Annotated in this window: 14 protein-coding genes; 1 reads left to right on the top strand and 13 read right to left on the bottom strand. The window is 56.0% G+C overall.

Going from position 1 to position 15,494, the window contains the following annotated elements:
• Window positions 1–137: 137 nt before the first annotated feature.
• A complete protein-coding gene (locus ACR0AA_RS10675) occupies window positions 138–875 on the top strand; it encodes a LytTR family DNA-binding domain-containing protein (RefSeq protein WP_480756004.1) in 738 nt (245 codons plus the stop codon).
• Window positions 876–877: 2 nt separating this feature from the next.
• On the opposite strand, the gene pdeM is transcribed toward ACR0AA_RS10675, so the two are convergent.
• The 13 genes from pdeM to cpaB form a co-directional block, all read right to left on the bottom strand.
• The gene (gene pdeM / locus ACR0AA_RS10670; protein ID WP_480663160.1) at window positions 878–1,540 is read right to left on the bottom strand and encodes a ligase-associated DNA damage response endonuclease PdeM; all 663 of its coding nucleotides are present in this window, start codon (window positions 1,538–1,540) and stop codon (window positions 878–880) included.
• Window positions 1,541–1,581: 41 nt separating this feature from the next.
• Window positions 1,582–3,993 carry a ligase-associated DNA damage response DEXH box helicase gene (locus ACR0AA_RS10665; RefSeq protein ID WP_480756002.1) on the bottom strand — a complete coding sequence of 804 codons (2,412 nt, stop codon included), beginning with the start codon at window positions 3,991–3,993 and terminating at the stop codon, window positions 1,582–1,584.
• A gap of 40 nt (window positions 3,994–4,033) precedes the next feature.
• Window positions 4,034–5,341 carry a P-loop NTPase family protein gene (locus ACR0AA_RS10660; protein ID WP_480663164.1) on the bottom strand — a complete coding sequence of 436 codons (1,308 nt, stop codon included), beginning with the start codon at window positions 5,339–5,341 and terminating at the stop codon, window positions 4,034–4,036.
• Window positions 5,342–5,458: 117 nt separating this feature from the next.
• The gene (locus ACR0AA_RS10655; RefSeq protein ID WP_480755999.1) at window positions 5,459–6,004 is read right to left on the bottom strand and encodes a prepilin peptidase; all 546 of its coding nucleotides are present in this window, start codon (window positions 6,002–6,004) and stop codon (window positions 5,459–5,461) included.
• 3 nt (window positions 6,005–6,007) lie between these two features.
• The gene (locus ACR0AA_RS10650) at window positions 6,008–6,859 is read right to left on the bottom strand and encodes a tetratricopeptide repeat protein (protein ID WP_480663167.1); all 852 of its coding nucleotides are present in this window, start codon (window positions 6,857–6,859) and stop codon (window positions 6,008–6,010) included.
• A 29-nt stretch (window positions 6,860–6,888) separates the two neighbouring features.
• Window positions 6,889–7,470 carry a tetratricopeptide repeat protein gene (locus ACR0AA_RS10645; protein WP_480755997.1) on the bottom strand — a complete coding sequence of 194 codons (582 nt, stop codon included), beginning with the start codon at window positions 7,468–7,470 and terminating at the stop codon, window positions 6,889–6,891.
• Between the two features lie 7 nt (window positions 7,471–7,477).
• The gene (locus ACR0AA_RS10640; RefSeq protein ID WP_480755996.1) at window positions 7,478–8,461 is read right to left on the bottom strand and encodes a type II secretion system F family protein; all 984 of its coding nucleotides are present in this window, start codon (window positions 8,459–8,461) and stop codon (window positions 7,478–7,480) included.
• Window positions 8,462–8,471: 10 nt separating this feature from the next.
• The gene (locus ACR0AA_RS10635; protein WP_480755994.1) at window positions 8,472–9,440 is read right to left on the bottom strand and encodes a type II secretion system F family protein; all 969 of its coding nucleotides are present in this window, start codon (window positions 9,438–9,440) and stop codon (window positions 8,472–8,474) included.
• A 12-nt stretch (window positions 9,441–9,452) separates the two neighbouring features.
• Window positions 9,453–10,898 carry a TadA family conjugal transfer-associated ATPase gene (locus ACR0AA_RS10630; protein WP_480663175.1) on the bottom strand — a complete coding sequence of 482 codons (1,446 nt, stop codon included), beginning with the start codon at window positions 10,896–10,898 and terminating at the stop codon, window positions 9,453–9,455.
• A gap of 24 nt (window positions 10,899–10,922) precedes the next feature.
• Window positions 10,923–12,158, bottom strand: a complete 1,236-nt coding sequence (locus tag ACR0AA_RS10625) for a CpaE/TadZ family protein (protein ID WP_480663177.1) — start codon at window positions 12,156–12,158, stop codon at window positions 10,923–10,925.
• A 199-nt stretch (window positions 12,159–12,357) separates the two neighbouring features.
• The gene (locus ACR0AA_RS10620) at window positions 12,358–12,984 is read right to left on the bottom strand and encodes an OmpA family protein (protein ID WP_480663179.1); all 627 of its coding nucleotides are present in this window, start codon (window positions 12,982–12,984) and stop codon (window positions 12,358–12,360) included.
• 17 nt (window positions 12,985–13,001) lie between these two features.
• Window positions 13,002–14,408, bottom strand: coding sequence for a type II and III secretion system protein family protein (locus tag ACR0AA_RS10615; RefSeq protein ID WP_480663181.1), 1,407 nt, complete (start codon window positions 14,406–14,408; stop codon window positions 13,002–13,004).
• 192 nt (window positions 14,409–14,600) lie between these two features.
• A complete protein-coding gene (gene cpaB, locus ACR0AA_RS10610; protein ID WP_480663183.1) occupies window positions 14,601–15,470 on the bottom strand; it encodes a Flp pilus assembly protein CpaB in 870 nt (289 codons plus the stop codon).
• Window positions 15,471–15,494 lie beyond the last annotated feature (24 nt).

Genomic DNA, 15,494 nt, shown 5'->3' with positions numbered 1-15,494 from the left:
GCAGTAAATTTCCCCATCATTTATGTTTGAATGTTTGCATGGGGCGTGATAGCGCTGATTTTTCAGCCGGTTATAGTTTGTTTCTGGTAGCTTTTGGGACTTTTGGCTGGGTCCTCGAAAGTGGCTTTTAATTTGGTATGACGTCAAAACTAAGTCTCGACAGCAAGGTACTCAGCCCACAGCGCGTGGTGGCCGGTTTTGTCTTCCTGCCAATGCTGGCTTACACATTTCCTCCTTTCATGGTTTCGGAATTGCCATTCGTGCTGCGCCTACTGTTCTGGATCGGAGTGATGGCAATCGCCCTCACGTCCACTTGGATGGCCAGAAATCTATTTCACGGGACCCAAGCCGGTATGAAGGTTCCAGCGCGCGATCTTATGTTTGCCCTGCTTGTATTGGTTCTGTTTATCCCGTCGCTTTGGGTGTTGGCCTGGCTTCTGTTTTCTTTTGGCGGGTACAACGCGCCGGGGATTCCGCGCGTGGTGGGGTACAGCACCCTGTTTACTGCCGGTCTTATTCTGATGCGTCAGGTCGAACCAAAAAGCGAACCGACGCCTCCCTCGGCGCCGCGTCTGACACGGCGCTTGCCGGCTTCGTTCCAGGGGCAGATATACCGACTGACCTCCCGAAACCACTATGTCGATGTCGTCACGTCGGAAGGCACGTTTACGATCCGGTCGCGGCTCACTGACGCAATCGCTGAAATGGAACCTTTGTCCGGGCATTGCGTACACCGGTCCCACTGGGTCACCGACAAAGCCATCATCGGCACTGAGAAAGTGGACGACAGAACCTATCTGAAGTTGGTTAATGGTGATCTGGTGCCGGTCAGCCGAAAATACAAACCAAAGCTCGAAGACGACGGGTTAATCTGAGTTCATCGCCGCATGGGAATGAGTTGCGGTTGCGGACCGGTCAGGATGGCCATGGCCCGGTTACTCATCAACTCGTTCAGAACCTTTTCAGAGCTCAGCAACCCGCCCGTATACGTGCCATAAGCTGGTAAGATAAGTCGGGCGTTGTCCAGCAAGAATGCCCGGCGCGTGATAGTTCGGCCGCACGCCTTCAGTCTGACCTTTGGGTGGTAATGGCCTGAAACTTCGCCTTGTCCATCGGATTGCGCAATATGTCTGAAAACCAAAGAACCAGCCGAATACTCTGACCGATGCGTGCCGCCCAGATCAATTGGACCGGGGTCGTGGTTACCCTCGATCCAAATCCATTGGCGTCCCGCCTGTAGGGCCGTGAGCCTGAGTTTCTCAGCTGCTCCAAGGGCGGCGAGCGCGTCCAGATCATCAAAGCTGTCACCAAGGCAGATGACGGTCTGCGCGTCGGTTCGTTCAATGTCCGCGGCCAATCTGGTCAGGGTATCGAGACTGTCATAGGGGGGCAGGGACGGGCCGCCTCGTCGCGCCATGCGTTCGGATTTTCCCAGGTGCAGGTCGCTCACGCACAGCAGGTTTTGGTCGGGCCACCACAAAGCGCCTGACGCCAACGCACGCAGGTCTTGCTGGGTAAAGGAGAACGCCAGGTTGTTCATGGTACGTTCTTTGCTTTTTTCCGAGCCCGACGCAAGCGGTTTTACTTTGTTTCCAAACCGGCTTCCTGCAGCAGACGGGCGCTTTCTTGGGCCAGCAATCGTTCCTCGGCAGCACCCTTGACCGGTACTTTCCCGACCTCAAGAAACAACGGGGCAGCCAAGGGTGAGACCCGCTCCAACCGAACCAGATCGATTCGGTCGCCGATGCGGGTGATCATCTCTTCGATGCGCCCAAAATCCACCAGCCCGCGCATGGCCTCTTCGCGTGTGATCTGCATCAGCAGGTGGTCAGGGTCATATTTCAACAGAGTGTCGTACAAAATGTCCGAGGAAAACGTCGCCTGCCGTCCGCTTTTGCGCTGTCCGCCAGTATTGCGGTCAATCAATCCGGCAATCGTTGCCGAGGCACGAAATGTTCGTTTCATCACCGCATTGCCCGCGAGCCAATTCTCAAGCCCGTCACGCAACGTATCTTGCCGAAACAGGGGGCGCGGGTCCATCACGGCGTCCAAACCCCAGATAAGCGTCGCATAATCGGTGGCGACGAAGCCAAGCGGGGCCAGCCCGGTTTCCTCCATCCGCTTGGTCAGCAGCAGACCCAGGGTTTGTTGCGCATTGCGCCCCGCAAATCCATATACACACAGGTGTTCTCGCCCATCGTTGGGAAAGCTCTCGATCAGCAAGCGATCCCGTTGTGGCAGGCGCGACATATCGCGCTGAAGGGCCAGCCAATCGGCAGTGTGCTGCGGCAATTGAGGCCAGTCAGGTTGGGCAAACATCCGAAGGATACGGTCGCTGAGCTGCGTGGACGTGGCGAATTTGGTGCCCGAAAACGTAGCTATTTTGGGTTTTTTGTCCGCCCGACGGCTGACCTCGACCACCATTTCGCGCAGTCCCTCGTAGCGGACAATCTGACCACCGATCATGAACGTGTCCCCGGGGGTCAGCGAGGCGGCGAATGCCTCTTCGACCTCGCCCAGAGGTTTGCCGCCGCGATTGCGTTTCAGGCGAACCTTCAGCGTGTCCGTATCCTGAATCGTGCCCAGATTCATTCGGATGCGTTGTGCGGCGCGGGGGTCTCTCAACTGCCACTTTCCGTCCGACCGTTGCAGCAGTCGCTGCCAGCGATCATAGGCGCGCAGCGCGTAACCTCCAGTGGCGCAGAAATCCAGGCAGGCATCGAATTCCACCCGGCTGAGGTTGGCAAAAGGCCCGGCCTTAGTCATCTCGGCGAATAGAGAATCCGCGTCGAAGGGACCGGCGGCGGCGGCGATCAGGATATGCTGGCACAACACATCCCGAGGACCGGAGCCGCGCGGCTCTCCGTCCAGATCGTGGGCTTTAGCGGCCTCAAGTGCCGCAACGCATTCCACGACCTCAAAGCGGTTTGCGGGCACCAGAAGGGCTTTCGAGGGCGCGTTGTATCTATGGTTGGCGCGCCCGATCCGTTGCACCAGTCGTTTGACGTTTTTGGGTGCGCCAATCTGGATGACCAGGTCCACATCTCCCCAGTCGATGCCCAGATCCAGACTACCTGTGCAGACGATCGCGCGCAGATCACCGCGCACCATTGCGGCCTCAACGCGTTCGCGTTGCTGGCGATCCAGACTGCCATGATGGATGCCGATGGGCAGTGCGTCGTCATTGGCGAGCCAGAGATTGTGAAAGAAAATCTCAGCCTGCGCCCGGGTATTGTGAAAGATCAGCGTTGTCTTGTGTTGTTTGATCTGGTCCAGAACAGCTGGGATCGAATAAGCGGCACCGCCGCCCGACCAGGGAGGCATTTCCTGCGTTTTCAACATCCGAATGTCCGGATCAGGGCCGGGGTCAGCCTGAATAATCCGACAGGGGTCGGGGTGGCGCGCCAGAAACCGAGCAATGGCGTCGGGGTCTTCGACGGTGGCGGACAGGCCGACTCGGCGCAGGTCCGGGCACAAGCTTTGCAGCCGGGCGAGGGCCAACATCAGTTGATCCCCGCGTTTGCTCTCGGCCAGTGCGTGGATTTCGTCGACGATTACACGTTGCACGCCTTTGAACATACGCGGGGCGTCTTCGTAAGAGGTCAGCAGGGCCAGACTTTCGGGCGTCGTCAGCAAGATATGCGGAGGGTCCACGCGTTGGCGTTTCTTCTGTGTTGCCGAGGTGTCGCCGGTTCTGTCTTCAATACGAATTGGCAGGCCGATTTCGTCCGCTGGGCCACGCAAGTTTCGGCGGATATCGGCGGCCAAAGCTTTGAGAGGAGAGACATAAATCGTGTGTAGACCGGTCCGGTCACATGCGGCGAGTTCAGCCAGCGTCGGAAGAAATCCTGCCATTGTCTTGCCGCCACCGGTTGGGGCGATCAGCAACGTGGCCGGGTCCGCAGCCCGGTCGAACATGTCTTGTTGATGTGGATGGATGGACCAGCTTTTGGCGTCAAACCAATCCGTGATCCGGGCGGGAATCTGCGTCATGCAAGCAGACTACCCGTCTCATCCCGGAAATGGCACGGCGTTATTTGACGATTTTCTCGTCCTTGACGAACATGTTGGCCCAAGCGCGATCGATCAGGTCGGGGCTCATCTGGTAGGGGATACCTTCGAACTCGCAGATCGAGATCATCTGGTCGATCAGGAAGATCGGTTGATAGTTGGCGTAGACGTTGTTGATCGTCGGGTATTTGACCTTCAGCAAATGCACCAGCGCGGATTCGTCCAGCGGCATGCCGCGTTTGCGGGCAACCATCGCAAAGATCTTCAGGAAGTCTTCCTGGTTCGGACCACCGATCTTGATCTTGAAGAAGATCCGGCGCAAAGCCGCTTGGTCGAAGATTTCGTTCGGGTGGAAGTTGGTCGAGAAGATGACCAAAGTGTCGAAGGGGACTTCGAACTTTTCACCGGACTGCAGGCCAAGAATATCCTTGTTCTCTTCCAGCGGAACAATCCAGCGGTTGATCAGGGCCTGCGGCGGTTCCTGCTGACGGCCAAGGTCGTCGACGATGAAGATGCCGCCGGTCGATTTCAACTGCAGCGGTGCCTGATAGGTCCGCGCTGTTGGATTGTAGACCAGATCCAGCATGCTGAGCGACAGTTCACCACCGGTGACAACAGTGGGGCGTTCACACTGAACGTATCGCGTATCAAACCGCTTGCGGCGGCGCAGGCTGTTGGGGTCGTCGGCTTCCTGCTCGATCGCGGTGTGCACGATTGGGTCATAGACCGTGATCACCTGACCGGCATATTCGATGGCCCGTGGCACATATACATTGTCACCAAGCGCATCCCGAATACCGTTCGAGATCGAGGATTTGCCATTGCCCGGAGGGCCATACATCAGAATGGAGCGGCCCGCGCTGACCGCAGGGCCCAAATGGTCAAGCAAGCTGTCGGGCAGAACCAGATGGCCCATCGCCCCAGTCAGTTGGTCACGGGTCACCTGGATATTTCGGATCGACTGGCGCTTGACCTGTTCGCGATACACGTCCAGCGGAACCGGCATTGCGCCGAAGTATTCAGACTGGCTTAGCGCGTCAAGCGAGCGGGCTTTGCCCGCGTCCGTCAACTGATATCCCATCTCATTGCCGCTGTTGGCATTCAGGGTACCGGTGGCTTCGATCAGTTTCTGTTCGCGCGCAATGTCGATCAGTTCCTGTGTGACCGCGCCCGGTAGGCAGATTGCTTCTGCGACCTGGGTGACAGTGTCAACGTTCTTCCGGAACATCGTCTTGAGCAGAATGTCCCGCATCATCACGATGGGCAATTTCATTTCGCCCAACCCCTTGGGGGCAGGGGGGGCCATTACCGAAGTGGTCTGCATATTCATGAGCGTTGCCCGTCTATCCAGTATTCACGCCAAAAGCCCACCACGGGGCTGATTGGAGAAAATCTTACCTTGCTTTGTGTCATCACCAAGGCAGTGAAAAGGCGGACTGATGATAGTTCATGACCCGGAAACAGTTCCAAAAATCAGATAGATTGCCAGACTCATGCCCAATGGAAAGCCCATCGGAAACTGCTTAATCCGATTCCAACTTTCCCATTCGGGGGCGATTGTTCTGAGCCGGGTGTATTTGGCCAGTCTGTGCGTGGCAAAGGCGCCCAGCGTGGCACAGGTCACAATCATAATCATGAGACTGTAATCGCCGGGCCAGACGAAAGCCGAAGCGGCGGCCAGAAACTTGGCGTCACCGGCCCCCATGACGCCAGCGGCATTGAATAAAAACCCCAAAAAAAGAGCGACTACAATATGCAGCAGCTGCCAAAGATAAGGTGGAAGCGTCACAACAATCGGACCCACGCCACCGGTCGTCCACTCGGTCGACCACGGCGGCAGAACGAACAGGCCCACGACGGCAAAACCGGCGGCCAAGGCGAGAACAGCGTGGTTTTTGATCAGCATGCTGCGCAGATCCGTGAACGCCACATAAAAACAGATGGGCAACACGAACGGCAAAAACCAAGCCGCCGCAGTCGCGGGGATATGCATGGATCAGGCTTCCTCGAGCGCGCGGAGCGAGCGAACGGCTTCCTCATAATGCTGCGGATGGGTGGCGATCGCTTCGCGGAACAGGTTCTTAGCTGTTGTGACATCGCCCTGTTTGACTGCAGTAATACCCATTGTGTTTAACAGCATGGCACGTTCGACCTGTGTCAGGGGAACGACCGGCATGCTGTATTTGCCCTGCGCTGCCCGCGCCAGCACAAGGTTGTTCTTGGCCGTAAACAGAGACTTGTCCTGTCGGATCGCTTCGCTGAACAGGCGTTCTGCCTCGGCATACTCCCCACGCGACAGCTTTGAATATCCCCAGTTATTCATCACGCTTCCGGGGCGTGTGGTCAGGCCGACGGCAGTTTCATAGAAATGATCTGCCCGTTTCCAGTCTTTTCTGGAATCGGCCACAACTGCCTCAAGGCGGTAGCGTTGGAAGGTCTCATAAGTCGGGGGTACGGTATCCAATGTCGCCTTGGCCTTCGCCCAGTCACCAGCGCGCACCAACGCACCGGCATATTCGACCTTGTCGACACTCGAGGCACCTTTCATGGTCGTAACTTTTTTCCAAGCCGACGCAGCCTCGGTCGTGCGTTTGGCGCGCGTAAGGGAAATTGCAAGGCCCCTCTGGAGGTCAATCCGATCCGGATTCTTGGCCGCCGCGCCTTGGAAATACGTAACGGCCTCATTCGGGTCCGCAGCGGTCAGCAGCACCTCATTCAGGTTGGTTTCGTCAATGACGTTAACCTCCTGATACGTGCGTTCCACCTTTTCCTCTGAGGTTTCTTTTTCGCAGGCGGAAAGAACTATACCGCACACTACCATAGTCGGAATCAAGAATTGTTGGCGCATTTTTGCGTCCCTTACTGCTCTTGCCAATGTTACGGGAGCTTGCGCAGCGTGAATTGCCCGTCGCCTTGCTGCTCCAGTGTATATTCTTGTTTTTCCGGGGTAGTATTAACAGGATTTTCCATTTTTGCGAGGGCTAAGCGCAGATTGTCTCGGATTGCGTCACTTTCGCCATTGTCCAACGCAAAGGCCCTTCGGAACATCTGAGAAGCCTCTGGATACTCGCCTTTTTCCATCAGCAAAACGCCTAGATTGTTCCACGCGACAGGCCAGTCCGGATCATCTTTTACAGCGCGACGCAGTAGGTCTTCTGCCTGACCCAAACGCATAAGGCCCAGATTTGCAGTGCCCAGTGACGTGAGAATCTGTGTAGTCATCCCCTGATCCAAAGCGGCCCGCGTAAAGGCGTCCATCGCCAGCTCATATTCGCCTGCGGCCATCAGCCGGTTACCAACCGTAATTGGATCCACCCCCTCGGCTCTTGGGTCGAGACCGGGGGCATCCAGATCATTCGACAGTCCTGTATCTGTACAAGAGGCCACCATAGCAAAAACCATGGTGGCCTGAACCGCGCGGCGTACCCGGAAACGGATGCGCCTGATTTTTGATGTCATCGGGAGTCTAGTTCGCGCTGTTTGCAAAGTCTGCGATACCTTTTGCCGATGGGCCGACCAGAATGACCAGCAGTGGTGGCACTGTCAGCATCATTGTGGCAAGCGTCATTTTGGTTGGCAACTTGTTCGCAGCCTCTTCGGCACGCATCACGCGTTTGTCACGCATTTCACCGGCATAAACCCGCAGAGCATCGGCAATCGATGTACCAAAGGTGGCCGACTGTATCATAACGGTCACGAAGGCGCTGACATCCTGAACCCCGCAGCGCGTACCAAAGTCACGCAGAACAGTATCTTTGTCCTTACCTGCCTTCAATTCGTAGGCAATGACCTCGAATTCCAGGGCAATGTCTGGGTAGGAGACCTTCATTTCCGCCGCCACGCGCACGATGGCCTGATCCAGAGACTGCCCTGCTTCAACGCAAACCAGCATCAGGTCCAGCGTGTCAGGAAACCCGGCGACGATGGCTTCCTCCCGCTCGGCTACACGTCTGGTGATCCAGTAACGAGGCAAGAAATACATCACACAAGCTGGGATCAGCACCCGTATTGCCATTTGCGAAGGAGTGAATTCCTGATCTCCGGCCAGAACCGTCACAAGCATCACGCCGACCAGAATACCAATAATACCGAGCGCAAACTGGGCAAAGTGGAAAAAACGAACCGCGTCCTTGGACTGATAGCCTGCCTGGCGCAGCTTGAGCTGCATGGCCGAAAGCTCTTCTTCGTTCTGGGGCTCAAGGAATGTCGCGAATTTCTGGAGCTGCTCATTGCGGCTTGAGTTTCGAAGCTTGTCCTTCTTCGCCTTTTTGCCACCTTTTTGTGGCGCATTCGAGCGTTGCAGTTTCTTGAGGGGGTCCTCTGGCTGGTTCAGCATCAGCGGCAAGGCAACGAGGATCATAAACAATCCCAACAAGCCGACCACGATAAGTGGCCCAAACTCTCCAAGATGCTCTTTCAGGATATCATTGATTTGGGTCAGGAATTCCATGTCGGTGCCCTCAGACCTTGATGTCGGTAAGGATGCGCATAACGATCAGGTTCAGGGTCAGCATGATGCCAACAAAGAAACAAGCCGGTATGAACCATGCGTGATCGACAACTTCGTCGTAATAACCGGGGTCCTTAACAAGAATGAACAACAGGCAGAACACTGGAAAACCGGACAGAAATTTGCCGGACCATTTAGCCTCGGCCGTGATCGCCTTGACTCGACGGAACAGGCGAAAACGGGCGCGGATAACCTTCGCGAGACCGGCCAGAACCTCGGCGAGGTTACCACCGGATTGTTGCTGAATACCAACAGCGACAGACAAAAAGCGAAGATCCTGCATATCCAGACGCTCGGCCAGATCCTTGAGCGCTTCACCCACATCACGGCCGTATGCGCATTCATCGGCGATGATCCCGAACTCGGTCCCAAGCGGGTCCTGTACCTCATTGGCGACGATCTGGATCGTCGAGACAAAGGGGTTACCAACGCGCAGCGAGCGCACCATCAGTTCTACGGCATCGGGCAACTGCTCTTCCATCATGGCCATGCGTTTGCCAGCTTTGTGGTTTACCCAGGCATAGACGCCACCAACACCAATTGCGATTGACAGCACGATCCTAAGTACGGGATCCGTCGCTGTACCGATGCTCAATCCGACGTAGGCAAAGCCGGAAACTAGCGCCATGATCATAATCAATTGGCGGGGTGAGAAGGCGATAGCCGCCTTTTGTGCCTTGTCGGCCAGAAGAGAATAGAGCGGGATGCTCTGAGACTTCATGTGCTGCTGCATTTCCTTGCGCAGCTGTTCCAGCACCTGTTCGCGGCCAACACCTTTGTCCAGCATGTCCAGACGGCGGTTCACTCGACTGTTCAGGCTGATGGATTTGCCAAACGCCACAAGGTAGATGCCCTCGACCAAGAGCAGCACTCCAACGAAGATCACGACATAGATAAGGGCCTCTACGGGCAGTTGCATATCCGGATCTCCTTAGACGGTCGTCGGTTCGTAGATGGATGGAGGCAGATCAAAGCCCCACAAACGGAAACGTTCCGAATAGTGGCTGCGGACGCCCGTTGCGGTGAAATGGCCAATGATCTTATTGTCTGGTGTCAGGCCAACCCTCTGAAATCTAAAGATTTCCTGCATAGAGATGACATCGCCTTCCATACCTGTGATCTCTGTGATCGACGTCATCCGGCGCGAGCCATCTTGCAGACGGCTGGCTTGCACAATCAGATTCACAGCCGAAGAAATCTGGCTGCGGACGGCTTTGATCGGCATCTCGATCCCGGCCATCGCGATCATGTTCTCCAGACGCGAAATTCCGTCGCGGGCGGAGTTGGCGTGGATCGTGGTCATCGAACCGTCGTGGCCGGTGTTCATGGCCTGCAACATGTCGATCACCTCGGCGCCACGCGTCTCGCCCACGATGATGCGGTCGGGACGCATACGCAGGGCGTTTTTCAGACAGTCGCGCGGACTGACCTCACCCTTGCCTTCCACGTTGGGCGGGCGGCTTTCCATTCGGCCAACATGGGTCTGCTGCAGTTGAAGTTCCGCGGTATCCTCAATTGTCAGGATGCGTTCGGCGTCGTCGATGAAGCTGGACAGTGCGTTCAGCGTAGTCGTTTTACCGGAACCCGTACCACCCGAAACGATAATGTTCAGCCGGGTGGAAACTGCGGCTTGAAGGTAGGCGGCCATTTCCTCGGTAAACGCACCGAAATTGACCAGATCGTCGATGCCAAGCTTGTCTTTCTTGAACTTACGAATGGAAACCAGCGAGCCATCGACCGCAATCGGTGGCACCATTGCATTGAAACGCGAACCGTCGGCCAGACGGGCGTCAACGTAAGGGTTGGATTCATCGACACGACGACCCACTGCGGACACGATCTTGTCGATGATCCGCATAAGGTGCTTTTCGTCCTTGAACGTAATGTCGCTGATTTCCAGTTTACCGAACCGCTCAACGAAAATCTGCTGTGGGCCGTTAACCAGAATATCGTTGACGGTATCGTCCTGAAGAAGCGTCTCAAGGGGCCCAAGCCCGGTGACTTCGTCATACAGTTCTTTGTTAAGCTGTGTCCTGTCTTCGCGGTTCAGAACGATATTGCGGGATTCCAGAACTTCGCTGGCAATGGCACTGATTTCGGCGCGGAGTTCGGACTCACCTGCCTTTTCAAGCGCTGCGAGGTTCAGGTTTTCCAGCAATTCGCGATGCAATTCGATCTTGATTTCACCAAGCCGTTCCTTGCGTTTGCGCTCGCGATCAGAAGCTACCGGCTCTGCCGATTTCTTCTGCACAGGCCGACGGGCAATTGCGTTGGCTGCAGGTGCTTTCTCGGCCGCTGGCGCAGGGGCCGCGGTTTGCGGCGCTGCAGCGGTTTCGACCGGCTGCGCCGCGGGCTGTTTCTTGTATCTTGAAAACACGACGACTACCCCTCTGAAATTCCGTTACGCGGCCTCGGCGTTGTTGCTGCCCAGGCTGTGAAGCGACTTTGCAAGTTTGGCGATTTCCCGGCGCAACGGATTTTTGGCCGCCGAATTGGCCAGCGGCAGACCGTGATCGCCGCTTTGCATGACCGGTTTGCCACCATCCGGCAATTGCAGGTCGATCGAAATACCCAGGCTTTCGCCCATTCGCTTGACCCGGCTTTTGCCATTCAAATCCGTGAATTTCGGAGCCCGGTTCAACGCAAAGCGTAACTTTTCGAACGGTAGCTCTTCAGCCTGTAAGGCCCGCTTCAGGCGCAGCGCGTTCTGTGCCGAACGCATGTCCAGTTCAAGCAACGCAAAATACACATGCGCGGTCTGGAGTACTGTTTCCGACCAATGAACCAAAGTCGTTGGCATATCGATGACCACATAGTCGAATTGCCTGCGGGCGGTTTCAATTACTCGCCCAATGTCTTCGGGGGTGATCAGGTCCAGCGGAACCATATCCGACGGTGAGGTCAGAACCTCGAGCTTTTCCTCAAAGGTCTGAAGAGCCTGTGAGAACACATCGTCATCCATCGAAGCGGTGTCTGACAGCATTTCGAATACGGTTTCGCGACGCGGAAGATCCAAATAGGTCGACACGCTGCCATATTGCAGGTCCAGGTCGATCAGGCAGACGGTTGGCGCGTCTTTATCAGAAACTGTTGCAAGCTCCCAGGCCAGGTTGACCGCCAGCGTGGTCGACCCCACGCCGCCCGCCAGACCTTGGACGACAAAAAGGGCTCCCTCTTTTGATTCGCCCTGAACCATCGGAACAGCCGCCGCCTGCGGAGCAGCAACCGGATCAGGTTTGTTCATGCGCTCGATGGCTTCCTGAAGTTCACCTTCGGGAAGAGGGTAGGGGACAAACTCGTCCGCACCTTTGCGCAAAAGCTGATGCAGTGAGGCTGGCGTTACATCCTCGGCGATCAGCACGACCTTGATCTTCTTTTCCTTGGCCTGAGAGATGATTTCGCCCATCAGAGAAAGGTTGTCTTCGTCTTCGCCGTCAATGGCAAGTGCAACGAATTCAAGGCTTTCTGCCTCTGGCTGGCTGAAGAATGCCAGAGCTTCGGCAAACCCCAGGTCTCCCCAACGCTCACCCAGTATGGCCTCCATATCTTCGATCAGCAGATCAAAGTTCTGAACGTCGCGGCTGATCGTGCAGGCCAGAATAGCAGTCCCATCATCATGCGTCGTGGCGCTTGTCATTTACACAATCCTCGTCGTGAGGGCCTGCATACTGACCGAACGTACTTGGTTCGGTTCAGTTTGCTGTTGCCCGGTCGCGGCCAATGTGGGCCGCACTTCACCCTATTGTTGAAAAGATGGCTTGGAACTTAGGCAAGATTTTGGCGCAAAAGAACCAATTGTAGGGAAATGGGCGACGATGCCGCCCATTTCATATGGATTATTCTTCGCTAGAGGTGGAAGCATCTTCACGCTGGATGTAGCTTTCTCTCGTGGCACTTGCGACGTATTCGCGATAGACGATCTCAGCATACTTGCCATCCAGTACAAGCGGGTTGCGATCCAAGAAACCGGATACCTCTGTCACCGTGCGGCGGTTGCGGCGGTCCCGGTTCGCTGTGTCGATCAGAGGCCGCGTTTTACCGAAGGAAACAACGGCTTCCAGCCTGGACCGTGAGATTCCCTGTTGCGTCAAAAACGCAACTGCGGCGTTGGCGCGGCGTTGTCCAAGGGCCTGGTTATATGCCTTGGACCCGACGGCATCCGTATGGCCGTAAACGCGGAACCGCACTTCGGGGAATTGTTTGATCCAGGCCGCCTGCCGAAGCAAAGTGCGCTGAGCAGTTGCGTCCAGATTTGCGCTATCGAAGGCAAAGTTGATCTGCGTTGGCACCTCGGCGGCAAACCGTTGACCCAGAATCTGGGCATAAGTCAGTTCCCCGTTCATGACCTGAATGTTATTCAGGGTCGCGTTCCCGAAGGTGCCTTGGTCAATTTCATAACCTGCCTCACGCGTACATCCGGCGACAGCGACTGAAAGACCCAGTGTAATGATCCACTTCTGCATTGGTCCTATCCTCTCCATCATTCCAGGATGTAGCCGTACGAGCTGCCAAAATCCTGCTTGGCGACTTCGGACGCGCCACCGGCACCCAAACGCACGGTACGTGCTGTTTTGCCATTGAGGAACAAGTCAAACTCGGTGGGCGGTTTGACCCGATCGGTTGGCAAGGCCAGGGCTTCACCGCGGGTCGGCGAAACAAGATGTGCGGTGACAATGATCACCAGTTCAGTTTGTTGACGTTGGTATTCAGCGCTGCGGAACAAGGCACCCAACACAGGAACGTCGCCGATCCATGGGAGTTGGCTGTTCAAGTCCGTGAAGTTGTCCTGAATCAAGCCTGCAATGGCAAAGCTCTCGCCATCCCGCAGTTCAACCGTCGTCTTTGTGTCGCGAACGATGAAAGTCGGCACGTTGTTGCCTGCAATCGTGAATTCCGAGTTCGGATCGATGCTTGAAACCGATGTACCCATCTCGAGGTTGATGATGTTTCCATCCACCACGCGGGGGGTAAAGAGGATCTGAACACCAAAGGAACGATATTCAATTCCAATGGTGCCGTCGTCCGCTGGAACCGGAATTGGCACCTGGCCACCCGCCAGGAACTCTGCTTCCTGACCTGAAAGGGCGGACAGGTTGGGTTCCGCCAAACTGCGGACAAGTCCTTTGCTCTCAAGGGCTTCCAGCAGCAACCGCACCTGTGTAGAACCAGCGCCAAAGCCAAACAGGATAGCACCTGTATTCGTCTGTTGGAGGGGGATTCTGTTGCTCAACGCGTTGGCCAAAGCACCAGCGCTGTTCAGTGTGTTGATACCACCCGTTACATCACTGCCGCCAAAGCCAAGCGATGCGGTCAGGCTTTTGGCGACAGACCGGTTCATCTCGGCAAAGCGAACTTTCAGCATAACCTGTTGAACACCGCCAACCGACATCAGGTTAGAAACACGCTCGGGCGCGTAACGTTCTGCCAGCTCCAGCGCACGCGCAAGTTTTGCCGCGCTGGAAACCGTGCCCGAAAGGACGATCCCGTCATTCGCGGTGCGTACTTCGACCGGTTCGCTCGGTAGAATCTGACGAAGCCGCTCTTTGAACTCGGATACGTCCGGGGAAACGCGGACCCGGACGTTGGCGAGCAAATTGCCCGCCCCGTCAAACAAGGTCAGAGTCGTCAGGCCGGGCGCCTTACCCAGAACATAGATAGTGCGGTCCGAAAGCGACGAAATGTCGGCGATGCCCGCATTAGCAATGCTAAGCTCAGCGAACGGTGTTTCGCTTTCAACAACAATTGCGCGGTTCATCGGAACATCCAGCGTTTCCGCCGTTCCGTTCTTGACCACGCGAAGGGTTTCAGCCCGGACGGCATCGCCAGCCGAACTGATAACTAGCGCCAACCCAAGCAGGGTTGCGCTGATCCAGGAACTTATTTTCATGTGACCTGCCTCTCCGATCACGCCTCGTTTTAGGTCTAATGCCCTTATGTGCATTAACACTGCGCGAATTGCGAATTTATTGCAATAATCAATGGTTTCTGGAAACTTCCTTATGTGGGTAATACGCAACATCCGAAAAAACACAAGCCGCGCTGAACGCACGGCTTGTGTCTTTAAGGTTCTGATTTTTCATTAGTTTGTACAGGGGATGACCGTTTTTACAATCTCACCACCGCGGCGGGTATTCACGGTACAGACTTTTTCCTCCTGGGCGACGGGGGTCGGTGCCGCTTCTTTGATTCCCAACAGCTTGCGCTGGTCTACTTCGACTGCGCTAGCGACGGTTTCATCCTGCACCCCGACCAACGCCAGGGACAATCGCCCAGTATTCTGAGCCTGAGCCAGTGCGGCGATCTGTTCCGGGGTCGCGGCCACCGTTACCGTGCGCGCGATCGTGGTGCCGGTCACATCTGATCCCGCGGTCTGGTCAACTGCGATCAACTCGATGTTGTTCTGGATCAGGCGTGTGATCTCGCCTTCGCCGCCTGCACCTACCAGGGAGCCGGTCCAATAAACATCGACATTGTCGCCTGGACGCAAGAAGCCTGATACGCCCGATGCCACGTCCACGCTGATAGCGAACGCTCGCATACCTTTTTCAAGGCGAGACGTAATACCAGCCGCTTCGCCGGGTTGCGTGACTTTCACCTCCATCAGAGCTTCGTCCTTTTCCATTGCTCTCAGGACAAAGCGTTCACCCCTTGCGTCTTCCGGGAATAGCACCGCCATTTCCACGAAGGTGCCTTCAGGGATGGCGTCCTCGGGCCAGTTCACGATACGAACGTCTTCTTCGGTCAGGCGTTGGCCGTATTTCAGAGCCTTGTTTGAAACGATCACTCCGACAGTCGGAATTGTTTTGACATTTGCCAACGCTTCCTGCGTCGCCAGGCGCTCTCGGGCAAGTTGGTCCTGATACTGAGCGATATAGTCTCGTGCCAAATATACGGCACCTCCGGCCAAAGCCACCCCAATAATCAGGACTAGTCCAAATACTGCGCGCATTCGCGTCCCCTCGCATTACTTCAT

Source organism: Ruegeria sp. CE8 (assembly GCF_056537465.1).
The sequence above is the reverse complement of the archived record's forward strand: the minus strand, read 5'-3'. Positions and strand labels throughout refer to the sequence as shown.